Source organism: Streptomyces paradoxus, assembly GCF_014202475.1.
Classification (GTDB): domain Bacteria; phylum Actinomycetota; class Actinomycetes; order Streptomycetales; family Streptomycetaceae; genus Streptomyces; species Streptomyces paradoxus.
Window position 1 is genome coordinate 426,703 of record NZ_JACHGV010000003.1, and the last position, 24,595, is coordinate 451,297.

Sequence of the window (24,595 nt, forward strand, 5' to 3'; positions counted from 1 at the left end):
TGTTCACCAGGCGCCCTTGCGCACCAGATGGCGGCGCAGCTTCCCGGTCGGTGTGCGGGGCAGCGACGGGACGAAGCTGACGCTGCGGGGGACCTTGAACGCGGCGAGGCTCTCGCGCGCCAGGCCGGTCAGCTCGTCCGCCAGACCGTCCCGGACGGGCGGGACGGGAACCACGAAGGCCCGCAGCCGGCTCGCGCCGCGCCCGTCGGGGACGGCGGCGACCGCCACCTCCCGCACCGCGGGATGGCCGCGCAGCACGGCCTCCACCTCCAGCGGGGAGACGGTGATGCCGCCGACCATCTCCATGTCGTCGGCGCGGCCCAGGTGCCGGTAGGTGCCGTCCGGTTCGCGGCAGGCCCGGTCCCGCGTGGCCAGCCAGCCGCCCACGAGGGTCCGGGCCGTCTCCTCGGGCCGGTTGAGGTAGCCGGGCGTCACCGTCGGCCCGCGCACCCACATCTCGCCCTCCTCGCCGTCCGGCACCCGGTGGCCGTCACGGTCGCGCAGCTCCACCTCGAAGCCGGGGACGGGCCGGCCGACCGTGCCCGGGTGGTTGTGGGCGAAGCCGTTGGCGCAGAACGCGTGACCGGCCTCGGTGGAGCCGATCTGCTCCAGCACCGGGGCGCCCAGCAGCGCGGTCACCTGCGTGGCCAGCCCCTCCGGCAGCCCCTCACCGGCCGACACCGCGGCCCGCACCGAGGCGAAGCAGCCCTCGTGCCCGTGGCCCCGCTCGGCGACCAGCGCGGCGTACGCGGACGGCACGGAGTACAGCAGCGTCACCCGGTGCCGGGCGACCAGCTCGTCGATGGTGGCCGGGCCGGGGCGCCGGTCCACCAGCACGGCGGACGAGCCGGAGAACAGCGGGAAGACGAACGCGTTGCCGAAGCCGTAGGCGAAGAACAGCTTGGACACCGACAGGGTGACGTCCTGCGCGGTGATCCGCAGCACCCGCCGCCCGATCAGGTCGTGGTACGTCCGTGGATCGCCGTGCGTGTGCACGACGCCCTTGGGACGGCCCGTGGTGCCGGAGGTGTACTGCACGTACAGCGGGGTGCGCGCGTCGACCTGTTGGGCGGGGGCGGGCGCGGCGGTGGGGGCGAGGGCCATCAGCTGGTCGGCACCGAGCCCCGTCCGGCCGGCGAACCGCTTCTCCAGGCCCGGCCCGGTCACGCACAGCACGGCGGCGGTGTCCTCGGCGAGGAACGCGTGGTCGGCCGCGGGGAGTTCGGGGTTGACCGGCACCGCGACGGCCCCGAGGCGGGCGGTGGCGAGGAACGCCGTCACCCAGGCCAGGGAGTCCGGCAGCGCGAGCAGCACCCGGTCGCCGGGGCGCACCCCGTGGCCGGCCAGCACGGTGGCGGCGCGGGCGGCCAGGTCGTGCACCTCGCCGTGGGTCCAGGCCCGGTGCCCCTGGTGGAAGGCGGCCCGTGCGGTCCACCCGCGGCGCTCGGCGAGTTCCGCGAGGTGGGCCGCGAGGTTCCCGGGCGTCTCGGTCTCCGGCGGGCTCAGCATGACCTGCGGACTGGTCATCGCCGGGCCTCCCCGGCCGCCCCGGCTCTCTGCCCCGGCGGGCTCTGCCGCCGCGACCGGCCGGCCGTGTGCTGCTGGAGGGCGCGCATCGGGGCCGCCGTCTTCAGCAGCATCTCCTCGTACTCGGCGTCCGGATCGGAGCCCAGCACGATGGCGCCGCCCGCTCCCAGGTGCGTCAGGCCGTCGGCGAAGACGGCCGTCCGGATCACGATGCTCAGGTCCGCGCCGCCACCGCAGCCGAAGTAACCGAGGGCGCCGGAGTAGACGCCACGGGCCTCGGTCTCCAGCGTGTCGATGATCTCCAGCGTGCGCAGCTTCGGCGCGCCGGTCATCGATCCGCCCGGGAAACAGGCCCGCACGCAGTCCACCGCGTCCGTGCCCTCCCGCAACCTGCCCTGCACGGTGGACACCAGCTGGTGCACGGTGGCGTAGGTCTCCGTGGCCATCAGCTTGGAGACCCGCACGGTGCCGGTCCGGCAGACCTGCCCCAGGTCGTTGCGCAGCAGGTCCACGATCATCAGGTTCTCGGCCCGGGTCTTGGCGTCCGAGGCGAGCGCGTCCCGCAGCCGGGCGTCCTCCTGCGGCCCGTCACCCCGGGGCGCGGTGCCCTTGATGGGCCGGGCCTCGGCGGTGCCGTCCCGGTCGATCCGCAGGAACCGCTCGGGCGAGGAACCGGCCACCTCCAGCTCACCGAACCTCAGGAACGCCGCGTACGGGGCCGGGTTGTCGCGGCGCAGCGTCCGGTAGAACTCCAGCGGGTCGGGCGGAGCGGGCAGCCGGGCGGCGTTCGTCAGGCACACCTCGTAGCTGGTGCCGGACCGCAGCGCCTGCCGGCACGCCTCGATGTCCGCGAGGTACGTCGCCCGGTCGCGCACCAGCCAGGGCTCGGCGGCACCGGGGTCGGCCGGGGCGGGCGGTCCGGGCAGCGGCGGGCGTTCCGTCGCCACGCAGGACAGGCCGGCCAGCACGCCCTCCAGCCAGTCGGCGGCCTCCCGCGCGGCCTGCGGGGTGTCCTCCGCCAGGCACACGGCGTAGGTGAAGCCCTCCTCGTGGTCCACCGCGATCACCCGGTCGGCGAACAGCCACGCGGCGTCCGGGGTGGGGGAGCGGTGGCGGTTGGCCGACCCGCAGTCGGCCTTCATCTCGTAGCCGAAGTAGCCGACATAGCCGCCGGTGAAGTCGAACGGCAGTCCGGTCGCGTCCACCCGGAGGTTGCTCAACTGCCGCTTCAGGTAGTCGAAGACACTCGCCCTGACCCGCCGCACGGGCCGTCCCGCCCGCTCGATCTCACACCGCCCGGCACCGACGTCGTACCGCACGAACTCGGCCAGCGGCCCCTGGTCGTCCCCGAGGAACGAGAACCGCGAGCGCCCCGGCTCGACCAGCGAACTGTCCAGCCAGAAGCTCCGCGGCGAACCCGCGAACATCCGGCTGAAGACCGCCTCGGTGTCGACGGCCCCGCTGACCCTCCGGGTGTGCAGCCGGTACCCGACCCGGTCGGGCCGCCGGGGCCGGGGGATGGCCACGGCGGCCGGCACGACCTCGCCGCGCGCCTTCCGCCCCCGGGCGGCCAGTAGCGCGGCCGCGTCCGAGGGCCCGGCACCGGGGGCAGCCGGGACGGCGTCGGCGGGCGCCCCTTGCCCGGGGACCGACGCGCCCTTGCCGGGCGCTCCCGGCTCTGCGGCCGGGAGGGTCCTGCCGGGCGGTCGGGGGGCCGAGCCGGATGCGGCTGCCTCGGCGTCCGGACCGGCCCCCGCAGCCGGGACACCGACGGCCTCGGCGTTCGTGCCCGGTGCCGCGGTTGGGACGCCCCCGCCGGGAGATGGAGCAGCATGGGCGGATGCCGCCGCCTCGGGGCGGGGCCCCGGGCCCGGCGGTGAAGTCGTCTTGGTGGACTCGCGGAGCGCGTTCGCCCCCGGGCCGCCGGACGGGTTCGCTGCCGCCTGTGTGACGGCGGCGACCTGGAAGACGGCCGCGGCCACCGGACGACGCAGGCCGCCGAGGCCGATAAGGCTCCCGGGGAGTCGCCGGGCCCCCGCCTCGCCCTCCGGGACGACCCGCCGCCGGACCTCCTCGTGGGAGGGCACGGCCGTGTTCTTCGTGCGCAGCTTGCCCGCCCGCTCGGCGGTGAGGTTGCGGAAGTTCACGAGCATGCGGTGCCCGTACTCCGTGAGGACCGACTCCGGATGGAACTGCACTCCCCACAGCGGCCGGCTGCGGTGCCGGAGCCCCATCAGGACGCCGTCCTCCGCCCAGGCCGTGGCCTGAAGCGTCTCCGGCAACGGCTCGCGCACGGTCAGCGAGTGGTAGCGGACGGCGGTGAAGTGCTGCGGCAGACCGTGGAACAGGTCCCGGCCGTCATGCCGGACCGTGGACAGGTGCCCGTGCCGCGGCTCCGGGGCGGGCCCCACCAGCCCGGCCTCCCCGAGCGCGATGCCCTGATGCCCCAGACAGACGCCGAGTACGGGGACCGGAGAGGTCGCGAGCAGCCTGCTCCCGATACCGAAATCACGCGCCTCGCCCGGATGCCCGGGCCCGGGGGACACCACGAGGTTGTCGAACGCCCGGAGATCGGGAAGACCGTCGACGGGAGCGTCGTTCCGGACGACCACCGGTTCCTCGCCGTTGACCTCGGCGATCAGCTGGAACAGGTTGTACGTGTACGAGTCGTAATTGTCGATGAGCAGGGTCTTCACCCGCCCACCTCCCTCTGTTCGTTCGCGGGCCTATATGGCCCGGCGTTTGTGCCGCCCGCGCAGTGCCTGGAGCGACGGGTACAGCCATTTCCGGAAGAAACGCTGGAGCCGCGGCATGAGAATCCAGGTGACAAGGGCCGTTACACACAGACACAACAACAGCGTGCGAAACAGTGCATTGAGGTCACCGAGATAGGGAAGCACCGTCAGATTGAACAGGAGCACCGGCGGGAAAACCGCGCTCATATTCACGAACCACAGTTTCCATTTCGACGGCGGAGCAGGTGGCGGGGGCGTCAGCGTCTGCGCGTCGAACCAGGCCCGGGCGCCCGGCACCCGCCTGCGCTCCGCCTCCTGGGCGACGCCCGCCAGCCGGGCGTCCCATTGTTCCCGGGAGGGTGATTTCTCCCAGGCCAGGGCCAGTCCCTCGCTGGCGAAGCGATAGACGACATGCCACTCCGCCCCTCCGTCGACAAGTACCCCACCCCCCATGAATCCCGGCTGCCGCGCGGTCGCGCCCAGCATCGCCCACCCCCAGGAGTGGAAGTCGGCTGCACGGCCCGGCGTCACGCGATAGGCCACGGTGACCGTGACGGGATTACTGGTCACGCCGTCCCATACGGAAAGCGCTCACCGCGCGTTCAAGATTCAACAAACGATTTTCCGGTTGCCCGGAAGGTCACCCCGAAGATGAAGGCTCTCCGCAGGCGGGAAAGCGCATCCGCTCAGGTCGGGGCGACGGCGCTCTCCTCCGCCTCCACCGGCGCCTCCCCGAACCGCGACAACGCCAGCGCCCCCGCGACCGCCACCGCGAAACCGAGGATCGCCAGCCACCCCAGCCCCGGCCGCGTACGGTCCCCGAGCCACACCACCCCGATCAGCGCGGGCGCGACGGTCTCCCCGAGCACCAGACCGGCCGTCGCCGTGGTCACCGACCCGCGCTGCAACGCCGAGGTCAGCAGCAGGAACGCCGCCCCACCGCCGAGCAGCAGCGCGTACGTCGCCGGATTCGGGAACAGCTCCCCGGGTGAGAACCCGTCGATGAGCCGCACCGACACCTCCACCACCCCGAACCCGAGCCCCGCCCCCAGCCCGAGCGTCAGCGCCCGCCCCCGCTCCGGCAGCCGCCCGGCCACCACCCCGAGCAGCAGCACCCCGGCCGCCGCCCCTAGCATCGCCCACTTCAGCCAGGCCGGCCCCTCCTCGTCGCCCTCCGCCCCGGAGGCCAGCCCCAGCAGTGCCAGCCCGGCGCACACCACCGCCACCGCCGCCCACTCGACGCGGCTGAGCCGCACCTTGAGCAGCCGGGCCGCGACCACGGCCGTCACCGCGAGGCTCGCCGCCAGCGCCGCCCCCACGGCGTAGATCGGCACCGACCGCAGCGCGAGGATCTGGAGCACGAAACCGAGCCCGTCCAGCGCGAGCCCGGCCAGATACCGCCACTGCCGCAGCGCCCGCCACAGCAGCGCCACGTCCCCGCCCGGGCCGGTCGCCGCCGCCGAACGCGCGGCGATCGCCTGCAGCACGGTCGCCGTGCCGAAGCAGACCGCCGCACCGAGGGCACACACCATTCCAAAGATCACAAATCGACAGTAGGGGAGTGCTCGGGGACGGGGGGCCATGCGCGGCCGTTCACACCGATCTCTAGGCTGACCGTCTGTCAGTGCACACGGGGAGATGCGGGGAGACACGCACATGGCTGAAACACGGCGGCGGTTGCGTTCGAGCACGGTGGTGCTGGGCGGCATGGGCGTCCTCGCGGCGGCGCTGTCCGCGTGCGGCTCCGACCCCGACCGCCGCTGTGTGGACCGGGACAGCTACGACTACATCAACGGCTACAAGATCGTCGCCGACAAGAACTGCTCGTCCGGCTCGTCCTCCGCCGGCAAGGGCCGCAAGAAGACCGGCTCGTCCAGGGCCGACGCCGACTGGTACTACGACGCCGACGTCAGCGGCGGCTACGCCGACCACGGCACCTTCAGCCGCGACGAAGCCGTCGACCGGGGCGGCTTCGGCTGCTCCGGCAGCGGCAGCGGCGGCGGCTGACCGGGCGGAGACAGCAGATGGAACGCCGGACCACCGAGCCCCGCCCCGGCTGGCAGCAGACCGTCGAGGAACAGGGCCTGATCTACCCCCTGACCCGCTACCCCGACGACTCCCTGCGCCCCTACTGGGACGAAAGCGCGTACTACGTCTTCTCCCTGGAGGAGATCGAGGCCCTCGAAGAGGTGGTCGAGGACCTGCACCGCATGTGCCTGGCCGCCGCCGGCCACATCGTCGCCGAGGACCGCTTCGCCGACCTCGGCATCACCGACCCCCGCGTCGCCCGCGCGGTCGCCGAGGCCTGGCACCGCCGGGCCGAACTCCCCTCCGTCTACGGCCGCTTCGACCTCCGCTACGACGGCACCGGCCCGGCCAAGCTCCTGGAGTACAACGCCGACACCCCCACCTCACTGGTCGAGGCCGCGTCCCCCCAGTGGTTCTGGATGGAGGACCGTTTCCCCGGCGCCGACCAGTGGAACTCCCTGCACGAGCGCCTCATCGACGCCTGGAAGAAGCAGGCCGCCCTCCTCCCGCCGGGCAGCCCCCTCTACTTCGCGTACTCCTCCGCCGACGAACTCGGCGAGGACATGATGACGGTCGCCTACCTGAAGGAGACCGCCGAGCAGGCCGGCCTGGCCACCGACTGGATCTCCATGGAGGAGATCGGCTGGGACCGCCTCTCCGGCCGCTTCGTCGACCAGCGCCTGCGCTTCATCCGCAGCGTCTTCAAGCTCTACCCCTGGGAATGGCTCACCACCGATCGCTTCGCCGACCACGTCCTGGACACCCTCGACAACGGCGGCGGCACCGGCTCCACCCTGTGGATCGAGCCGGCCTGGAAGATGCTCCTCAGCAACAAGGCCCTCCTGGCGATCCTCTGGGAGCTGTATCCGGACCACCCGAACCTCCTCCCCGCGTACCTGGACGGCCCCCGGGACCTGCCCGCGAAGGGCTGGGTCGCCAAGCCCCTCCTGGGCCGCGAGGGAGCGGGCGTCACGATCCACGACCCCGGATCCGCCCCCGCCACCCGCGACGAACCCTGCTGCTACCAGCAGCTCGCCCCCCTCCCCGACTTCGACGGCAACCGGGTCGTGCTGGGCGCGTGGGTGGTGGAGAACGAGTCGGCGGGCCTGGGCATCCGGGAGTCCTCGGGCCTGATAACGGACGAGTATGCGAGGTTCCTGCCCCACGTGATCCTTTAGACGGGGGCTGGGCCACGTCCCTCGGGGGCGCGGGGAACTGCGCGATCAACCACAGACGACCCGCACCCGGCAACGAAGAGCAACCCGGCAGACGCTCCGCGCCCACCCCACCCGGTAGGCTGACCGAGGGCCGTGACTGGCGCGCTGGGATGGATCAACCATCGGGGAGCGGCCCGAGCAGAGAGAGCCGTGCGCCTGGGCCGTACCGTGAACGCTGAACGCAACGTCCGGAGGTCCACACATGTCAGCCGAGCCCCTCTCCACCGCTTCCACCGCCTACCGCGCCGCCCTCGACGTGATCCGCGCCGTCGAGCCCCGCGTGGCGGACGCCATCGGCCAGGAGGTCGCCGACCAGCGCGAGATGCTCAAGCTGATCGCCTCCGAGAACTACGCCTCCCCGGCGACGCTCCTGGCGATGGGCAACTGGTTCAGCGACAAGTACGCCGAGGGCACCATCGGCCGCCGCTTCTACGCCGGCTGCCGCAACGTCGACACCGTCGAGTCCCTCGCCGCCGAGCACGCCAAGGAACTCTTCGGCGCCCGCCACGCCTACGTCCAGCCGCACTCCGGCATCGACGCCAACCTCGTCGCCTTCTGGTCGGTCCTCGCCCAGCGCGTCGAGGTCCCCGCCCTGGAGAAGGCCGGCGCCCGCCAGGTCAACGACCTCTCCGAGGCCGACTGGGCCGAGCTGCGCCGCGCCTTCGGCAACCAGCGCATGCTCGGCATGTCCCTGGACGCCGGCGGCCACCTCACCCATGGCTTCCGCCCGAACATCTCCGGCAAGATGTTCGACCAGCGCTCCTACGGCACCGACCCGGCCACGGGCCTCATCGACTACGAGGCGCTGCGCACCTCCGCCCGTGAGTTCAAGCCGCTGATCATCGTCGCGGGCTACTCGGCCTACCCCCGTCTGGTGAACTTCCGGATCATGCGCGAGATCGCCGACGAGGTCGGGGCGACGCTCATGGTCGACATGGCGCACTTCGCCGGCCTGGTCGCGGGCAAGGTCCTCACCGGCGACTTCGACCCGGTCCCGCACGCCCAGATCGTGACGACGACCACCCACAAGTCGCTGCGCGGCCCCCGCGGCGGCATGGTCCTGTGCGACGACTCCCTGAAGGACCAGGTCGACCGCGGCTGCCCGATGGTCCTCGGCGGCCCGCTCCCGCACGTCATGGCCGCCAAGGCGGTCGCTTTCGCGGAGGCCCGCCAGGAGTCCTTCCGCGACTACGCCCAGCGCATCGTCGACAACTCCCGCGCCCTCGCCGAAGGCCTGATGCGCCGCGGCGCCACCCTCGTGACCGGCGGCACGGACAACCACCTGAACCTGATCGACGTCGCCTCCTCCTACGGCCTCACCGGCCGCCAGGCCGAGGCCGCCCTGCTGGAGTCGGGCATCGTCACCAACCGCAACGCCATCCCCGCCGACCCCAACGGCGCCTGGTACACCTCCGGCATCCGCATCGGCACCCCCGCCCTGACCACCCGCGGCCTGGGCACCGCCGAGATGGACGAGGTCGCCGGCCTCATCGACCGCGTCCTCACCACCGCGGAGGCGGGCACGACCAAGTCGGGCGCCCCCTCCAAGGCGTCCCACGTGCTCGACGCCAAGATCGCCGACGAGATCTCCCGCCGCGCCACCGACCTCGTGGCCGGTTTCCCGCTGTACCCGGAGATCGACCTGGGCTGACGCCCCGGACCCGTCACTCGTCCAGGTCGATGAGCACCTGACGCGGCTCCTCCCGCGGCGGTCCGGCTTCGCGCCGGGCCGCCGCGCGGCGTATCAGCAGCGTTCCGCCCACACCGGCCGCTAGCCCCAGCACCCCTCCCGCCACCGCCCACCGGGCCTGGCCCCGCACCGGGCCGGGCAGGCCCACGGCGGCCGTGCTCCCGGCGGGCGCGCCGTCCCCGCCACCGAGCAGCCGCGCCCCGTCCAGCCGCTCGAAGACCGACCGCGGGGCCCGGTGCCGGCGGATGTCGTCGTCCTCCACGGCGGGCGTCGGATCCGACCGCACCCACGGAACGCCGTCGTCGGTCACCACCAGCTGGTCCTGCCGCTCGACGGCCACGTCCCCGCCCGGCGGCCGGTCGGTGGTGGGCCGGCCGCCGACCCCGGACAATCCCCGGACCACCGTCAGCCGCACCCGCGGAAAGTTCCCCTCCGCCCAGTCCTCCGGTACCCGCTCCGTCCCCGTGTGCGTGGGCTGCACAAGGGATCCCCCTCCACGTCCGCAGCGCCCCGAGCGCGGCCGGGGGCAGCCCCCTTCCCGCGCCTCACCCCCTTGTCACACCCCGGGGCCGACGGGGATCCCGTCTGTTTCCAGCCCCTTCCGGATCGGCCCCCGGGACCTGAGAGAATGGTGAGCATGGCCTCTGACCGACCTCGCGTGCTCTCCGGGATCCAGCCCACCGCCGGCTCGTTCCACCTCGGCAACTACCTCGGCGCCGTCCGCCAGTGGGTGGCCCTCCAGGAGACCCACGACGCGTTCTACATGGTCGTCGACCTGCACGCGATCACCATCCCGCAGGACCCGAAGGACCTGCGCGCGAACACGCGCCTGGCCGCCGCCCAGCTCCTCGCGGCGGGTCTCGACCCGGACCGCTGCACGCTCTTCGTGCAGAGCCACGTCCCCGAGCACGCCCAGCTCGCCTGGATCATGAACTGCCTCACCGGCTTCGGCGAGGCCGGCCGGATGACCCAGTTCAAGGACAAGTCCGCCAAGCAGGGCGCCGAGCGCGCCTCGGTCGGCCTGTTCACCTACCCGATCCTCCAGGTCGCGGACATCCTGCTCTACCAGGCCAACGAGGTCCCGGTCGGCGAGGACCAGCGCCAGCACATCGAGCTCACCCGCGACCTCGCCACGCGCTTCAACGGCCGCTTCGGCGAGACCTTCACCCTCCCGAAGCCGTACATCCTCAAGGAGACGGCGAAGATCTACGACCTTCAGGACCCGTCGATCAAGATGAGCAAGTCGGCGTCCACGCCGAAGGGCCTCATCAACCTCCTCGACGAGCCGAAGGCCACGGCCAAGAAGGTCAAGAGCGCCGTCACCGACACCGACACGGTGATCCGCTACGACGCCGAGAACAAGCCCGGCATCAGCAACCTCCTCACGATCTACTCGACCCTCACCGGCGAGAGCATCGGCGAGCTGGAGGAGAAGTACACCGGCAAGATGTACGGCGCGCTCAAGACGGACCTCGCCGAGATCATGGTCGAGTTCGTGACGCCGTTCCGGGAGCGCACCCAGCAGTACCTGGACGACCCCGAGACGCTCGACTCGGTCCTCGCCAAGGGCGCCGAGAAGGCCCGCGCGGTCGCCGCGGAGACCCTCGCCCAGGCGTACGACAAGGTCGGCTTCCTGCCCGCCAAGCACTGAACCCGCCCCCGCGCACAGCCGTACGACCGAACAGCGCTGTACATCACTCCGGTTGCGCCTGCCCGTAACCCGGTCGTGGCCGTACAGTCGATAACCGGGTGGTCGTATCAGCGGCCACACTGACATGACAGGAGACGACGTGGGGACCGTAACGATCGGTGTTTCGATCGCGGTCCCGGAGCCTCACGGCAGCGAGCTCCAGCAGCTGCGCGCGGGCTTCGGCGACGCCGCTGCTCACGGCATCCCCACGCACGTCACCCTGCTGCCGCCGACAGAGATCGACGAGGCCTCGCTGCCGGCCGTCGAGGCGCATCTGGCCGAGGTCGCCGCCGCCGGCCGCGCGTTCCCCATGCGGCTGTCCGGCACCGGCACCTTCCGGCCCCTGTCGCCGGTGGTGTTCGTCCAGGTCGTCGCGGGCGCGGAGGCCTGCACGCTGCTCCAGCAGCAGGTCCGCGACCCCGCCGGGCCGGCCGCACGCGAACTGCAGTTCCCGTACCACCCGCACGTCACCGTGGCGCACGGCATCGACGAGGCGGCCATGGACCGCGCCTTCGAGGAACTCGCCGGCTACGAGGCCGAGTGGCCCTGCACGGGCTTCGCCCTCTACGAGCAGGGCGCCGACGGCGTCTGGCGCAAGCTCCGCGATTTCCCCTTCGGCGGCTCGGCCGTCCCCCCGCAGGCCGGGCGGGTGGAGCGCGGCTCCGTTCCCACCCGCTGACCCGGCCGCGGGATCAGACCGGCAGCCGCCGGAACACCCCGCGCGGCAGGTGCCGCAGCGCCGCCATCACCACGCGCAGCGTCCCGGGCACCCACACCGTCTCCGAGCGGCGCCGCAGCCCCAGCTCCACGGCCGCCGCGACCGCCTCGGGCGTGGTCGCCAGCGGCGCCTCGGGCAGCCCGGCGGTCATGCGCGTCCGGACGAAGCCGGGGCGTACGACCATGACGTGCACGCCCGTGCCGTGCAGCGCGTCGCCCAGGCCCTGCGCGAAGGCGTCGAGGCCGGCCTTGCTGGAGCCGTAGATGAAGTTCGCCCGGCGGGCCCGCTCGCCCGCGACGGAGGACATCACGACGAGCGAGCCGTGCCCCTGGGACTGGAGCGAGCGGGCGCACACCAGGCCCGCCGAGACCGCGCCGGTGTAGTTGGTCTGCGCGACCCGCACCGCCGCCTCCGGCTCCCGCTCGTCCCGGGCCTGGTCGCCGAGCAGCCCGAAGGCGAGCAGCACCATGTCGACGTCGCCCTCGGCGAACACCTTGCCGAGCACGGCCTCGTGCGAGGCGGGGTCGAGCGCGTCGAAGGTGACGGTGTGCACGTCGGCGCCGAGCCCGCGCAGCTGCCCGGCGGCCTCCTCCAGGGCGGGGGAGGGGCGGCCGGCCAGCCAGACCGTACGGGTGCGGCGGGCGATCAGCCGGCGGGCGGTCGCCAGCGCGATCTCCGACGTGCCGCCGAGGACGAGCAGGGACTGGGGGAGGCCGAAGGCGTCCTTCATGACAGCTCCTAGAGGTTGCTCACAGACTGAGGCGGCGGGCCAGGTCGGACACGAACACTCCGTGCGGGTCCAGTCGGGCGCGCAGTTCGCGGAAGTCGTCGAGGCGCGGGTACATGGCCGCGAGCAGCTCCGGGCGCAGCCGGGCGTCCTTGGCGAGGTAGACCCGCCCGCCCGCGGCGGCGACCTCCTCGTCGAGTTCGTCGAGGAACGCGCCCAGGCCCGGCAGGCCCGCCGGGATGTCCAGCGCGAGCGTCCAGCCCGGCACGGGGAAGGACAGCCAGCCCGGGTCGGACTCGCCGAAGCGCTTGAGGACGGCCAGGAAGGACGGGCAGCGGCGTTCGGAGATGCGGCGCACGATGCGGCGCAGGGCGTCCTCCCGGCCGTAGCCGACGACGAACTGGTACTGCACGAAGCCGCCCCGGCCGTAGACGCGGTTCCAGTGGGGGACGCCGTCCAGCGGGTGGAAGAAGGCCGAGATCCGCTGGAGTCGGCCGGTCCGGGTGCGGGGGGCCTTGCGGTACCACAGCTCGTTGAAGAGGCCCACGGTCGTCCGGCTGAGCAGGCCCTCGGGGAGGATCGCCGGGGTGGCCGGGAGGCGGGAGGTGCGGAAGGCCAGCGGGTCCCGGCGCGGACGGGCGGGGAGCGCGTCCAGCGGCGCGTGGTCGCCGCGGGTGAGGACCGCGCGGCCGGTGGCGGCGCCCCGGGCCAGCAGGTCGATCCAGGCGACTGAGTAGCGGTAGCGGTGGTCGGTGGCCGCCAGCCGGGCCATCAGGTCGTCGAGGTCCGTCGCCCGCTCGGTGTCGACCGACATCAGCGAGGTCTCGACCGGCTGGAGCCGGATCGTCGCGGTGAGGATCACGCCGGTCAGGCCCATGCCGCCGGCCGTGGCGTCGAAGAGGGGCGTGCCGGGGATCACCGTGCGGATCTCGCCGTCCGCGGTGAGCAGTTCGAGGGCGAGCACGTGCCGTGCGAAGGAGCCCGAGACGTGGTGGTTCTTGCCGTGGATGTCGGCGCCGATGGCCCCGCCCACGGTGACGTAACGGGTGCCGGGGGTGACCGGCACGAACCAGCCGAGCGGCAGCAGCACCTCCATCAGCCGGTGCAGGGAGACGCCCGCGTCGCACAGCACGGTCCCGCCGTCGGCGTCGATCGCGTGGACACGGTCCAGCGCCGTCATGTCGAGCACGGAGCCGCCCGCGTTCTGCGCCGCGTCCCCGTACGCCCGCCCCAGGCCCCGGGGGATCCCGCCGCGCGCCCCGCAGTCCCGGACGGCGGCCGCGGCCTCCTCGTACGTGCGCGGGCGGATCAGCCAGGCGGCGGTGGGGGCGGTGCGGCCCCAGCCCGTCACGGTGGTGTGGTCCATGCCCATGACGTCCGGGTCGAAATCGGTCTCGGCAGACATGTCCGTGACCGTATCGCCCAAGTGTGAGCGATTAGTTCGCGAACATGGCATCCCTCCCCGAAATGGGTGATTAATGGGATGTCGCTCAATATTGCCGGAGTTCATGCCTGATGGGCGTGAACAGTGAGTCCACATGGACGACCTCGACGACCTGCACGACATCGACCACCGGATCGTCTCGGCGCTCAGGGAGTGCGGCACCGACCCCCGCGTGGCCGGCGCCGCGCGTGCCCTGTCCTGGGCGGGGGAGCACGCGGCGCTGTGGCTGGCGGCGGGACTCGCCGGAGCCGCCGTCGACGGCAGGAGACGCGGAGCCTGGCTGCGCGGCACGGCCCTCACCGCCGGGGCGCACCTCGTCAGCGTGGGAGTGAAACGGGTCGTGCGCCGGCCGCGCCCCGCCCACGTGGAGCCCCTGGTGCGCACCGCCGGCCGGCACTCCTTCCCCAGCTCGCACGCCACCTCCGCGGCGGCCGCCGCCGTCGCCTTCGGCGCCCTGGGAGCACACGCGGTCCCGCCGCTCGCCGGACTGGTGTGCGTCTCACGGCTGGTGGCCGGCGTCCACTTCCCCACGGACGTCGCCGCCGGCGCGGCCCTGGGCGCCCTCACGGCCCGGCTCGGCGCCCGCTGGATGAGAGGAGGCGCCCACCATGACTGAGACGGCCGTCCTGCGGCAGCGCACCCACCAGGAGCGGCCCGCGCCACCGCGCAGGGGCGGTCTCCTGGCCGGTCTCCTCAGGACCGCGCGCCCCAAGCAGTGGGTCAAGAACGTCCTCGTGGTCGCCGCCCCGGCCGCCGCCGGCGAGCTCTTCTCCCGGCACGCCCTGACCCAACTCGCCCTGGTCTTCGCCCTCTTCACCGCCTGCGCCGCCGCCGTCTACCTCGTCAACGATGCCCGCGACGCCGACGCCGACCGCGCCCACCCCGTCAAGCGGCACCGCCCCGTCGCCGCCGGGCAGGTCCCGGTCCCCGTCGCCTACGCCGTCGGCGGCTGCCTCGGCACCCTCGCGCCCGTCGCCGCGGCCTGGCTGTGCGGCCCGGCCGTCGCCGCGCTGCTGACCGCCTACCTCGCCATGCAACTGGCCTACTGCATCAGCCTCAAGCACGTCCTCGTCGTCGACCTCGCCGTCGTCACCACCGGCTTCCTGATGCGCGCGATGATCGGCGGACTCGCCCTCGGCATCCCGCTGTCCCGCTGGTTCCTGATCACCACCGGCTTCGGCGCCCTGTTCATGGTGTCGGCCAAGCGCTACTCGGAGGCCGTCCAGATGGCCGGGAAGGCGGGCGCCACCCGCGCGTTGCTCACCGAGTACACCACCGGCTACCTCCGCTTCGTCTGGCAGCTCGCGGCCGGCGTCGCCGTCCTCGGCTACTGCCTGTGGGCCATGGAGGAGGGCGGCGTCCCGCACACCAGCGTGCTGCCCTGGCGCCAACTGTCCATGGTCGCCTTCATCCTGGCGATCCTCCGGTACGCCGTCTTCGCCGACCGCGGCACGGCCGGCGAACCCGAGGACGTCGTCCTGCGCGACCGCGCGCTCGCGCTCATCGGCGTGGCCTGGGTGGCGATGTACGGCCTGGCCGTGGCGAACTGGTGACCCCGCGCGCGTGGCGGAGCCCCACGCCCCCGGGCCGCCGGGAACTGATCGGCTTCGCCGTCGTCGGCCTCCTCGCCTACGCCGTCGACGTGGCCCTGTTCACGTACCTGCGCGGCCCCGCCGGACTCGCCCCGCTCACCGCCAAGTCCCTGTCGTTCCTGGCCGCCTGCACGGTGGCCTACGCGGGCAACGCCCTCGGCACCTACCGGAGCGCGTGCGCGCCGGGCCTGCGGGCGTACGCGGTGTTCTTCGCCGTGAACCTCGCCGGGGCCGCCGTCCAGCTGCTCTGCCTGGCCGTCAGCCACTACGGCCTCGGGCTCACCTCGCAGCGCGCGGACACCGTCTCCGGCGCGGTCGTCGGTATGGCGCTGGCCACAGTCCTGCGGTTCTGGGGTACCCGTACATGGGTGTTCCGGGCGGAGGGCAGAGTCGGATCATGGACTGGCTGAAAAAGCTACCGGTGATCGGGCCGTGGGCGGAGCGGCTGATGATCACGCACGCGTGGCGGTCGTACGAGCGGCTGGACCGCGTGAAGTGGACGCGGCTGGCCGCGGCGATGACCTTCACGAGTTTCGTCGCGCTGTTCCCGCTGCTGACGGTGTCCGCCACCATCGCCGCCGCCACGCTCAGCACGGGGCAGCAGGAGCAGCTCCAGGACAAGCTCGCCGAGCAGGTCCCCGGCATCTCCGACCAGCTGGACATCGCCGGCCTGGTGGACAACGCCGGCACGATCGGCCTCATCGCGGGCGCCCTGCTGTTCTTCACGGGCGTCAGCTGGGCCGGCTCGATGCGTGAGTGCCTGCGGGCGGTGTGGGACCTCGACGACGACGAGGAGAACCCCGCCGTGCGCTACGGCAAGGACGCGGGGGTCCTGCTCGGTCTCGGCGGCGCGCTCCTCGTCACCATCGCCGCCTCCGCCGTCGCCTCCGCGATGATCGGCTGGATCACCCGGGAGCTCGGCATCGACGAGGGCGGCTGGGGAGGGGTCCTGCTGCACATCGTCGCGTTCCTGATCGCCGTCCTCGCGAACTTCCTGCTCCTGCTCTACGTCCTGACCCTGCTCCCTGGCGTCGAGCCGACGCGCCACCGCCTGCTCGTGGCGGCGCTCACCGGCGCGATCGGCTTCGAACTGCTGAAACTGCTGCTCAGCGGCTATCTGCAGGGCGTGGCCGCGAAGAGCATGTACGGCGCGTTCGGGGTGCCCGTCGCGCTGCTGCTGTGGATCAACTTCACCTCGAAGCTGGTGCTGTTCTGCGCCTCCTGGACGGCGACGCAGAGCAAGGAGGACGAAGTCCCCGAGATCACGGGCGAGTCCGGCGGCGCACCAGATCCGGCAGCGGCCAGCGGCGGTTGACCAGGAACGCACCGCCCGCGAGCAGCACCAGCACCCCGCCCGTGATGCCGAGCGCGGTCCCGATCCCGCTGGAGCCGTCCGCGGCCGGGGCGCCGGCCACCGGCTTCGAACCGGTCCCGGCCGTGCCGCCGGCACCGTCCCCGGAGCCGCCGGCCTCGCCGGAGGGGTTCGCGCCGGGCTGGGCACTGGCCTGCGCGGCACCCTTGGGCGGCACCAGCTCGCCCACCGGCTGCACCTTCCCGGCCGCCTTGAAGCCCCAGTCGAACAGCCGGGCCGTCTCCTTGTAGACCTCGTTGTGTTCGGGCTTCTCCGGGTTCATCACCGTCACCAGCAGCACCTTGCCGCCGCGCTCGGCGACCCCGGTGAACGTGGCGCCCGCGTTGGTGGTGTTGCCGTTCTTGACGCCCGCGATGCCCTGGTAGACGGGCACGTCCGCGTCACCGGCCAGCAGCCGGTTGGTGTTCCGGATCTCGAAGGGCTTACGAACCTTCTTGCCCTTCTTGTCCTTCTTCGTCTCGCCCGGGAACTTCGCGGTGACCGTCGAGGCGTACTCCCGGAAGTCCTTCTTCTGCATCCCGGAGCGGGCGATCAGCGTCAGGTCGTAGGCCGACGACACCTGCCCCTCGGCGTCATAGCCGTCCGGGCTGACCACGTGCGTGTCGAGGGCCTGGAGTTCCTCGGCGTGCTCGTTCATGTCCTGGACGGTGTTCTCGACGCCCTTGTTCATCGCGGACAGCACGTGCACGGCGTCGTTGCCGGACTGCAGGAACACTCCCAGCCACAAGTCGTGGACGGTGTACGTCTCGTCCTCCTTTATCCCGACCATGCTGGAGCCCGGGCCGATACCGGCCAGGTCGGAGGGGACGACCTTGTGCTTGGTGTCCCTCGGAAACCTCGGCAGCAGCGTGTCCGCGAACAGCATCTTCAGCGTGCTCGCCGGGGCGAGGCGCCAGTGCGCGTTGTGCGCGGCCAGCACGTCACCGGACTCGGCGTCCGCGACGATCCAGGAGCGGGCGCTCAGGTCCTTCGGCAGCACCGGCACGCCGCTCGCCAGGTTCACCTGCGTGCCCGGCTTGCCGAGCCGGGCGCCGCCCACGGTAGACATCGACGCCGGGGGCGTGGCCGAGGGGCTCGCCGACGGGCTGCCCGAGGGCTTCGGGGCGGCGAGGGCGGCGGGCGCGGCCAGGGCGAGGGAGGTCAGGACGGCGGAGGTGACCAGCAGGGATCGCCTGGTGGTCTTCTTCGGAGCGGGCACGGTCGGAAACGTACATGCCGTACGGGGGGAAGTCCCGCCTCCGGCCCCACCCCGCGAACGGAACCGGACACGGCTTGGCGATACTGGGTGCATGAAGCTCAGCCGCCCCGTCTCCTGGTTCCTGCTCGCCTTCGGGGTGTGGAGCTGGGTCATCTGGATCACTTTCGTCAAGAACCTGGTCAAGGACAGCAGCGGGCTCGCGTTCGACGACGGTCATCCAACGGCGTACTTCTGGGTGCACCTGGTGCTCGCCGTCGTCTCCTTCGTATTGGGGACGGCCGTCGGGGCCATCGGGTTGCGTGGTCTGCGCGCACTGCGCCGGACGTCATAGGGCGATCGGGAGACACGACACCGTGGTCATCGTTTTCGTACTCGTCGCCCTGCTGGTCATGGCCGTCATCGTGACGGCCAACTGGTACGTGTGGCGCCGCCTGTTCCGCGACACGACCCGCGGCCCGGGCCTCACGCGCCGCGCGGGCGCGGTCCTGATCGCCGGCGGCTGGGTCCTCGCGATCACGGCGCTGGTCGCCGAGCGCTCGGGCGCCCCGTTCTGGCTCCAGCAGGTCCTCGCCTGGCCGGGCTTCCTGTGGCTGGCCCTGTCGATATACCTGCTGCTGGCGGTGCTGGCGGGCGAGTTCGTACGGCCCCTCGTGCGCCGCTTCCTGGAACACCGGGCGAGACGCACGACCACCCCGGCCACGCCCTCCGGGGACCCGGCCCGGCCCGACCACGGCGGCAGCGCGGCTCCCACGCGGCCCGGCACCGTCGGCAGGGCGACCGCCACCGCGGCATCAGCAGGCTCGCAGCCGGGCGCCGGCACCACCCGCGCCTCCGGGACGGCCCCCGCAGCCGTCTCCGAGCCGGGCCACGGCGCCGGGGCGCCCGCGACCGCGCCGCAGGCCAGCGGCAGCGGTGCGGCCTCCGCTGCGGCGGCACCGACACAGCCGGGCGTCGGCGCCACCCACGCTCCCGCGCCCGGGACGGCCCCGGCAGCCCTCTCCGAGCCGGAGCAGGTCGCCGGTGGAACGGCGCCTCCGGCCGACCCCGCCCCCCAGCTGCTCCCCGCCGGTCCCTCGCGGCGCCTCTTCGTGTCCCGGGTCGTCGCCGGGGCCGCCGCGGCCGCGGCCGTCGGGACCGTGGGGTACGGGACGTACGGCGTACTGCGCGGGCCGAAGGTCAAGCGGGTCACCGTGCCGCTGGCCAAGCTGCCGCGCGCCGCGCACGGGTACCGGATCGCCGTGGTCAGTGACGTGCATCTCGGCCCCGTCCTCGGACGCGGCTTCGCGCAGAAGGTCGTCGACACGATCAACGCGACCCAGCCCGACCTGATCGCGGTCGTCGGCGACCTGGTCGACGGCAGCGTGAAGGACCTGGGCCCGGCGGCCGCCCCGCTCGCGCAGCTGAGGGCCCGTCACGGCTCCTACTTCGTCACCGGCAACCACGAGTACTTCTCCGGCGCCGGGCAGTGGGTCGAGGAGGTCCGCCGCCTCGGCCTGGACCCCCTGGAGAACGCCCGCAGGGAGATGCCGTACTTCGACCTGGCCGGTGTCAACGACGTGGCCGGCGAGGAGGAGGGCCAGGGCCCCGACTTCGCGAAGGCGCTCGGCGACCGGGACACCGCACGCGCGTGCGTCCTGCTCGCCCACCAGCCCGTCCAGATCCACGACGCCGTCGAGCACGGCGTCGACCTCCAGCTCTCCGGCCACACCCACGGCGGCCAGCTCTGGCCCGGCAACCTCATCGCCTCCGGCGCCAACCCCACCCTCGCGGGCCTGGAGCGCTACGGCGACACCCAGCTCTACGTCTCGCGCGGCGCCGGCGCCTGGGGCCCGCCCACCCGCGTGGGCGCGCCGTCGGACATCACCCTGATCGAGCTGGCGTCGAAGCAGGCCTGAGCACGGCGACTCTGTGAGAACGCTGTGAAAACGGACGGAAACGTCCATTGGTAAGTTCTTTCCCAACTCGTCAGATCTCCCTTCCCCCTGCTCAAAATCCTGTGATTGGGTGAGCCCGCCACGAAGGGGTGTGGCATACGCACAAGGCCTCTGAGGCCGCGAAGGGCCTGGGGAGGGCACAGCCGATGCGATCGGTTCGCATACGGATACTCGCGGGGCTGCTCGTCCTGGCCGCCGTGGGCGTGGGCGCCTGGCAGTTCCTGCCGTCGAAGGGTGACCCGAAGACCATCACGGTCGGCACGACGGACGGCGTCACCTCGCTCGACCCCGCCGGGGCCTACGACGCGGGCTCCTGGGCGCTGTTCAGCAACGTCTTCCAGTCGCTGCTGACCTTCGCGCCGGGCGGCACCGCCCCCGTGCCGGACGCGGCGAAGAGCTGCGCGTTCGTCCGCGGCGACCTCACCACCTACCGCTGTGAGCTGCGCGGTGGCCTCACCTTCCCGAGCGGCCGGACGATGAACGCCGAGGACGTGAAGTACTCCTTCGACCGGATCCTGAATATCAAGGCCCCGGTCGGCCCGGCGTCCCTGCTCGGCACGCTCGGTTCCGTGGACGCCGACGGCATGACCGTCACCTTCCACCTGACCTCGCCGGACGCGACGTTCCCGTTCAAGGTGGCCACCGGCGCCGGCTCGATCGTCGACCACACCGCGTACCCGGCCGGCAAGCTGCGCACCGGCGACCGCGTCGACGGCACGGGCCCGTACACCCTCACCTCGTACGCGAAGGACCATGACGCGGTCCTCGCGCCCAACCAGCACTACCGGGGCGCCGTCAGCGGCACCGGCCGGCCGGTCGAACTGCGCTACTACGCGACCCCCGAGGCCCTGGACACCGCATGGAAGGACAAGCGGGTCGAGGTCGCAACCGACCAGCTGCCGCCCGGCGTCCTCGCCGGCCTCAACCCGAGCGACCCCACCCAGCGCGTCTACGAGGCGGACGGATCCGAGACCCGCAACCTGTACTTCAACACCCGCTCGGGCAAGCCGCTGCACGGGGCGAAGGTCCGCCGGGCCATCGCCTGGCTGACCGACCGCGAGCGGCTGGCCGCCACCGTCTACGACGGCACCGTCGACCCGCTGTACTCCCTGATCCCGGCCGGCCTCACCGGGCACACCGCCTCGTTCTTCGACGACTACCCGAAGCCGGACCCCGGCAAGGCCCGGCAGCTGCTCACCCAGGCCGGTGTGAGCCTGCCGGTGCACTTCACCTACGGCTACGCCAAGGGCCGCGGCGCCGGTGAGCAGGAGGGCGCCGAGATCAAGAAGGAGCTGGAGGCGAGCGGCCTGTTCAAGGTCACCCTCAAGGGCTACGAGTGGACGGCCTTCCAGAAGCAGTGGGCGAGCGGCGAGCTCGACGCGTACGCCGTCGGCTGGGTCGCCGACTTCCCCGACCCGGACACCTTCGGCGCCGCGCTCGTCGGCACCGGCAGCGCCATGAACACCGGCTACAGCAGCAAGACCGTCGACCGGCTCATCAAGGACAGCCGGCGCTTCGCGGAGCGGACCGAGGCCGACCAGGACTTCCGGTCGGTGCAGGAGACCGTCGCCCAGGACGTCCCGGTGCTGCCGCTGTGGCAGGCCAAGGAGTACGTCGTCACCACCGAGGACGTCGGCGGCGGCCAGTACCTGTCGGACGGCACGGGCGTGTTCCGGCTGTGGAGCCTCACCACGCTCTGACGCCCCCGCCCGGCCGCGGTTCAGGGGTCGGCGCGCCGCCGGGCCGCCGGATCGGGGATGGCGTTCGTCATCCCCGGCAGGAACTCCGTGAACAGCTCGTGCACCTCGCGCACGAGCGGCCGCAGCACCCGGAAGCGGGCCAGGGCGACGCCCCGCGCGGTGAGCCGGGCGCCGCGCTCGGCGAGCCGGTAGCTGCGCTCGCGCCCCTCGGTACGGTCGAAGATCCAGTACAGGACGAGCCCCATCTGGGACAGCCACATCAACTCGGGCAGGATGTCCCGCAGTTCATCGGGCACCTTGGTCTTGGTGGCCCCGGCGAGCACCTCCCGGTGAACGCTGATGGCCTCCTCGCGCGCGTGCTCCGACTCGGGGGAGAAGGGGCTGAGCGGGCTGTCCGGGTCGGCGGCGTTCTTGAAGAACTGCACCGCGAACTCGTGGTACGGCGCCGCGATGTCCAGCCAGGCCCGCAGCACACCCGCCAGCCGGGCCTCCAGGTCGCGCTCCCGGTCCAGGATCTCCCGGACCGCCACCTGGTGCTCGGCGGCGATCCGGTCGTAGAAGCCCTGGATCAGGTGCTCCTTGCCCGCGAAGTAGTAGTACGCGTTGCCGACGGAGACCCCTGCCTCCTTGGCGATGGCCCGCATCGTCGTCTTGTCGTAGCCGCGCTCCTGGAACAGCCGCATGGCCGTCTCCAGGATCAGGGCGCGGGTCTGCTCGGACTTGGTCGGGGTGGCGCCGTCGTCGGGGCCGTCGTTCATCGCGGGCACGGGAAGAGAGCCTAACGTCAGTACCGGTGCGGTCACCGGGGGGCGCAGGTGCCGTCGGCGCAGCCCGGCGCCGTGTGGCTCCATCCGCTGCCGGGGTCGTACGACCAGCCGTCCGCCCGCCGGTACACCTGACCGCCCCACGGGGCCGCGGCGCGCTGCCCCCGGTGCCACTGGGCCCCGCGCCACTTGGCGGCGGCGAGCACCGCGCCCCTGGCCAGCCGGGCACCGGCCGGGGTGCTCAGCCGGTGGGCGAGCGGCCGGTGCTCGCGCAGCGCCCACAGGGTGACCACCCAGGCGGCGGGGCCCCGGTAGACCTGCCCGGCGTCGCCGACGACGGTGATCTCGTCGAGGGTGGCGCCGTGGTCGAGGCCGGGGAAGCGCCGCCGGGCCTCCTCGGAGGCGGCCGGGACCAGCTCCAGCGGCACCAGCTTCGGCTGCCGCAGGAGCCAGTCGCGCAGGAACGCGCACAGGGAGCACTCGGCGTCGTAGAGGACGGTGAGCCGGCGGACCGGTGCGGTGGCGTTCACGAGGCTCTCCGCTCAGGCCTGGGCCTGCGGGGCGACCCAGCCCTGCGGCGGCACCGGCGGGACCTGCTCGCGCTCCATGGCGCCCCGGCGCCGGATCCGGTTGAGCACGTAGACGTTGCCCAGGTGCATCACGCCCAGCACCAGCAGCACGACACCGAGCTTGGTCGACAGGGCCTCGAAGATGCCGCGTGCGTCGGTGATGGTCTCGTCGTCGCTCAGGTACAGCGCGACGAACCCGAGGTTGACGAGGTAGAAGCCGACCACCAGGAGGTGGTTGACGGCGTCGGCGAGCTTCTCGTTGCCGTGCAGCACGTCGGCGAGGAAGACCCTCCCGTTGTGGCTGAGCGTGCGGGCCACCCAGATGGTCAGACCGATGCTGACCAGCAGGTAGATGACGTAGGCGATGACCGTGCGGTCCATAGCCCCACCCTTCTTGAACACGTTCAAAACGCTGTCGGGGATGACTGTAGACCTACTTTTGAACATGTTCAACACGATGGCGCGGGGTGATTGTCAGTGGTGGCTCGTACGGTCCTCGGCATGGGAATCGTGACGTTCGTCGACGAGACGACGGCGGGGGAGCGGCGCACGGCCTGGGGGCTGGAGATCGCCGAAGAACGGCTGACCGTACGGGAACTGATCCGGCGCCGGGTGTTCCAGGAGGTCGCGGAGTACAACGCCCGTACCCCGGAGGTGTTCCAGGGGCTCGTGCAGCCCGAGGAGACCGAGCGCGTGCTGAACGGCTACGCGGTGCGCACCCGTCGCCGGATCGACCCCGAGACGCAGACGGCCCTGGCCGAGCGGGCCTGAACCCCGAACGACCAGTACCTCTGCATCGTCCCGAAGTCCGCCCCGGCGGCCCCGGCACGGGCTACCTCCCCTACGAGGGCGACCGCATGCTCGCGGTGATCCTGAGCAAGGCGATGATGCTCGCGGCGGACACGAAGATCACGGACCCTTCGATCCTGAGCCAGTTGTGAGAGTCAGTCGCTCGTTCGCGCCTGGCCGGCCTTGAGAATCTCCGCCACGTCGAGGGTCACCTTGGCGCCGATGGAGTCGGGGAGGGTGACGAGCTCGCCGGGGGCATGCGGACGGTGGTTCTCGTAGCCGCTTCCCACCGGGTCGGTCAGGACGTGGAGGCGTTGGTGCTTGCGGTCCACGATGACGTAGACCGGGACCTTCGCCTCGGCGTAGGCGGCGACCTTCGTCTTCAGGTCGTTCTTCCAGTTTGTGGAGGTGACTTCCAGCACGAGGCGGAAGCAGACCGGGTCGTAGGCGTTGTTCTCGACGTGGTGATCCTCGAAGTCGGCGTCCACGACCGCGAGGTCGGGGACGGCGTAGTCCTCCGGCTCCATGGGCAGCCAAAGACCGACGCCCTGAAGGACCTCGGTTTCGCCTCCATCCAGGTCGGCCGCCATGAAGGGACGCATGAGCTTGGTCAGCGCGCGAGCATGGGCGCCGTCAGGGGACGGGGTCACGAGGAGATGGCCTCCGATGATCTCGACGCGGTAGCCCGGATGGCGCTCCATGATCTCGTCGGCGATGGTCGTGAGGGTGACCGGCTCTTCGTCGTGGAAGGGCTGCTCGACGGAAGCTGCGGACATCAGGTGCCTCCTGGGAACTGGTGTCGAGAGCATCATCGTAGGCCGGACGACCTCCGGGCGGCCCGTCCCGCTGCGTTCACCCGAGGGTGTGGCATATGCCAGAGGGCCCCGTCTCCAGCGGAAAC

Annotated in this window: 25 protein-coding genes, 1 pseudogene and 1 riboswitch; of the genes and pseudogenes, 14 read left to right on the forward strand and 12 right to left on the reverse strand. The window is 72.4% G+C overall.

What is annotated here, in order from left to right; genetic code table 11:
• Positions 1-3: 3 nt before the first annotated feature.
• The 4 genes from HNR57_RS11645 to HNR57_RS11665 form a co-directional block, all read right to left on the reverse strand.
• The gene (locus HNR57_RS11645) at positions 4-1,527 is read right to left on the reverse strand and encodes an AMP-binding protein (protein ID WP_184559529.1); all 1,524 of its coding nucleotides are present in this window, start codon (positions 1,525-1,527) and stop codon (positions 4-6) included.
• Positions 1,524-4,223 (reverse strand): aminodeoxychorismate synthase component I, encoded by a 2,700-nt coding sequence (pabB, locus tag HNR57_RS39475; RefSeq protein WP_313673420.1) that lies wholly within the window; start codon positions 4,221-4,223, stop codon positions 1,524-1,526. Before pabB ends, HNR57_RS11645 begins: the two co-directional genes overlap by 4 nt.
• Before the next feature lie 30 nt (positions 4,224-4,253).
• Positions 4,254-4,832, reverse strand: a complete 579-nt coding sequence (locus tag HNR57_RS11660; protein WP_184559530.1) for a putative antibiotic biosynthesis monooxygenase — start codon at positions 4,830-4,832, stop codon at positions 4,254-4,256.
• A gap of 116 nt (positions 4,833-4,948) precedes the next feature.
• Entirely contained in the window at positions 4,949-5,794 is an 846-nt protein-coding gene (locus HNR57_RS11665; RefSeq protein WP_184560371.1) for a DMT family protein, read from the reverse strand.
• A gap of 124 nt (positions 5,795-5,918) precedes the next feature.
• Here HNR57_RS11665 and HNR57_RS11670 point away from each other — a divergent pair, with 124 nt between their 5' ends.
• From HNR57_RS11670 to HNR57_RS11680, 3 genes are all read left to right on the forward strand, one after another.
• Entirely contained in the window at positions 5,919-6,269 is a 351-nt protein-coding gene (locus HNR57_RS11670) for a hypothetical protein (RefSeq protein ID WP_184559531.1), read from the forward strand.
• A 17-nt stretch (positions 6,270-6,286) separates the two neighbouring features.
• A complete protein-coding gene (locus HNR57_RS11675; protein ID WP_184559532.1) occupies positions 6,287-7,468 on the forward strand; it encodes a glutathionylspermidine synthase family protein in 1,182 nt (393 codons plus the stop codon).
• Between the two features lie 122 nt (positions 7,469-7,590).
• Positions 7,591-7,676: riboswitch (ZMP/ZTP riboswitch) on the forward strand.
• Positions 7,677-7,709: 33 nt separating this feature from the next.
• Positions 7,710-9,158, forward strand: a complete 1,449-nt coding sequence (locus HNR57_RS11680) for a glycine hydroxymethyltransferase (RefSeq protein ID WP_184559533.1) — start codon at positions 7,710-7,712, stop codon at positions 9,156-9,158.
• A 13-nt stretch (positions 9,159-9,171) separates the two neighbouring features.
• On the opposite strand, the gene HNR57_RS11685 is transcribed toward HNR57_RS11680, so the two are convergent.
• Positions 9,172-9,678, reverse strand: coding sequence for a hypothetical protein (locus HNR57_RS11685; RefSeq protein ID WP_184559534.1), 507 nt, complete (start codon positions 9,676-9,678; stop codon positions 9,172-9,174).
• Between the two features lie 156 nt (positions 9,679-9,834).
• On the opposite strand from HNR57_RS11685, the gene trpS reads away from it, so the two are divergent.
• Positions 9,835-10,848, forward strand: a complete 1,014-nt coding sequence (gene trpS / locus HNR57_RS11690; RefSeq protein ID WP_184559535.1) for a tryptophan--tRNA ligase — start codon at positions 9,835-9,837, stop codon at positions 10,846-10,848.
• Positions 10,849-10,987: 139 nt separating this feature from the next.
• Complete coding sequence (locus tag HNR57_RS11695; RefSeq protein ID WP_184559537.1) at positions 10,988-11,566, forward strand: 2'-5' RNA ligase family protein; 579 nt, start codon at positions 10,988-10,990, stop codon at positions 11,564-11,566.
• Between the two features lie 13 nt (positions 11,567-11,579).
• On the opposite strand, the gene dprE2 is transcribed toward HNR57_RS11695, so the two are convergent.
• Together dprE2 and dprE1 are read right to left on the reverse strand one after the other, a co-directional pair.
• Positions 11,580-12,335 carry a decaprenylphospho-beta-D-erythro-pentofuranosid-2-ulose 2-reductase gene (gene dprE2 / locus HNR57_RS11700; RefSeq protein WP_184559539.1) on the reverse strand — a complete coding sequence of 252 codons (756 nt, stop codon included), beginning with the start codon at positions 12,333-12,335 and terminating at the stop codon, positions 11,580-11,582.
• Between the two features lie 19 nt (positions 12,336-12,354).
• Positions 12,355-13,737 carry a decaprenylphosphoryl-beta-D-ribose oxidase gene (dprE1, locus tag HNR57_RS11705; RefSeq protein WP_184559541.1) on the reverse strand — a complete coding sequence of 461 codons (1,383 nt, stop codon included), beginning with the start codon at positions 13,735-13,737 and terminating at the stop codon, positions 12,355-12,357.
• A 133-nt stretch (positions 13,738-13,870) separates the two neighbouring features.
• On the opposite strand from dprE1, the gene HNR57_RS11710 reads away from it, so the two are divergent.
• Genes HNR57_RS11710 through HNR57_RS11725 form a run of 4 tightly spaced genes read left to right on the forward strand, consistent with a single transcriptional unit; the run spans position 13,871 to position 16,683 of the window.
• Positions 13,871-14,392 (forward strand): phosphatase PAP2 family protein, encoded by a 522-nt coding sequence (locus tag HNR57_RS11710; protein ID WP_184559543.1) that lies wholly within the window; start codon positions 13,871-13,873, stop codon positions 14,390-14,392.
• Positions 14,385-15,329 (forward strand): decaprenyl-phosphate phosphoribosyltransferase, encoded by a 945-nt coding sequence (locus HNR57_RS11715; RefSeq protein ID WP_184559545.1) that lies wholly within the window; start codon positions 14,385-14,387, stop codon positions 15,327-15,329. Before HNR57_RS11710 ends, HNR57_RS11715 begins: the two co-directional genes overlap by 8 nt.
• A complete protein-coding gene (locus tag HNR57_RS11720) occupies positions 15,326-15,778 on the forward strand; it encodes a GtrA family protein (protein ID WP_184559547.1) in 453 nt (150 codons plus the stop codon). The genes HNR57_RS11715 and HNR57_RS11720 overlap by 4 nt, the downstream gene beginning before the upstream one ends.
• Positions 15,766-16,683: a YihY/virulence factor BrkB family protein gene (locus HNR57_RS11725; protein ID WP_184559549.1), complete on the forward strand. Its 918-nt coding sequence runs from the start codon at positions 15,766-15,768 to the stop codon at positions 16,681-16,683. The genes HNR57_RS11720 and HNR57_RS11725 overlap by 13 nt, the downstream gene beginning before the upstream one ends.
• Here the strand turns inward: HNR57_RS11725 and HNR57_RS11730 are convergent.
• On the reverse strand, positions 16,631-17,938 hold the full coding sequence (locus HNR57_RS11730; protein WP_344517902.1) for a D-alanyl-D-alanine carboxypeptidase family protein: 1,308 nt from the start codon (positions 17,936-17,938) through the stop codon (positions 16,631-16,633). The genes HNR57_RS11725 and HNR57_RS11730 overlap by 53 nt on opposite strands.
• Positions 17,939-18,029: 91 nt before the next feature.
• Between HNR57_RS11730 and HNR57_RS11735 the strand changes: the two genes are divergently transcribed.
• The 3 genes from HNR57_RS11735 (at position 18,030) to HNR57_RS11745 (ending at position 21,572) form a co-directional block, all read left to right on the forward strand.
• On the forward strand, positions 18,030-18,269 hold the full coding sequence (locus HNR57_RS11735; RefSeq protein ID WP_184559553.1) for an SCO4848 family membrane protein: 240 nt from the start codon (positions 18,030-18,032) through the stop codon (positions 18,267-18,269).
• 22 nt (positions 18,270-18,291) lie between these two features.
• Positions 18,292-19,833, forward strand: coding sequence for a metallophosphoesterase (locus HNR57_RS11740; protein WP_184559555.1), 1,542 nt, complete (start codon positions 18,292-18,294; stop codon positions 19,831-19,833).
• A gap of 185 nt (positions 19,834-20,018) precedes the next feature.
• A complete protein-coding gene (locus HNR57_RS11745; protein WP_184559557.1) occupies positions 20,019-21,572 on the forward strand; it encodes an ABC transporter substrate-binding protein in 1,554 nt (517 codons plus the stop codon).
• Between the two features lie 20 nt (positions 21,573-21,592).
• Here the strand turns inward: HNR57_RS11745 and HNR57_RS11750 are convergent, their stop codons facing one another.
• Genes HNR57_RS11750 through HNR57_RS11760 form a run of 3 tightly spaced genes read right to left on the reverse strand, consistent with a single transcriptional unit; the run spans position 21,593 to position 23,286 of the window.
• Entirely contained in the window at positions 21,593-22,339 is a 747-nt protein-coding gene (locus HNR57_RS11750) for a TetR/AcrR family transcriptional regulator (protein WP_184559558.1), read from the reverse strand.
• A 32-nt stretch (positions 22,340-22,371) separates the two neighbouring features.
• A complete protein-coding gene (locus HNR57_RS11755; RefSeq protein ID WP_184559560.1) occupies positions 22,372-22,866 on the reverse strand; it encodes a thiol-disulfide oxidoreductase DCC family protein in 495 nt (164 codons plus the stop codon).
• A 12-nt stretch (positions 22,867-22,878) separates the two neighbouring features.
• Positions 22,879-23,286, reverse strand: coding sequence for a hypothetical protein (locus HNR57_RS11760; protein WP_184559562.1), 408 nt, complete (start codon positions 23,284-23,286; stop codon positions 22,879-22,881).
• Positions 23,287-23,406: 120 nt separating this feature from the next.
• Here HNR57_RS11760 and HNR57_RS11765 point away from each other — a divergent pair, with 120 nt between their 5' ends.
• Together HNR57_RS11765 and HNR57_RS41065 are read left to right on the forward strand one after the other, a co-directional pair.
• Positions 23,407-23,676 (forward strand): hypothetical protein, encoded by a 270-nt coding sequence (locus HNR57_RS11765; protein WP_246554460.1) that lies wholly within the window; start codon positions 23,407-23,409, stop codon positions 23,674-23,676.
• Positions 23,677-23,846: pseudogene (locus HNR57_RS41065) on the forward strand (DUF7737 domain-containing protein); the annotation flags it as partial.
• Between the two features lie 3 nt (positions 23,847-23,849).
• On the opposite strand, the gene HNR57_RS11770 reads toward HNR57_RS41065, so the two are convergent.
• On the reverse strand, positions 23,850-24,470 hold the full coding sequence (locus HNR57_RS11770) for a Uma2 family endonuclease (protein WP_184559564.1): 621 nt from the start codon (positions 24,468-24,470) through the stop codon (positions 23,850-23,852).
• Positions 24,471-24,595 lie beyond the last annotated feature (125 nt).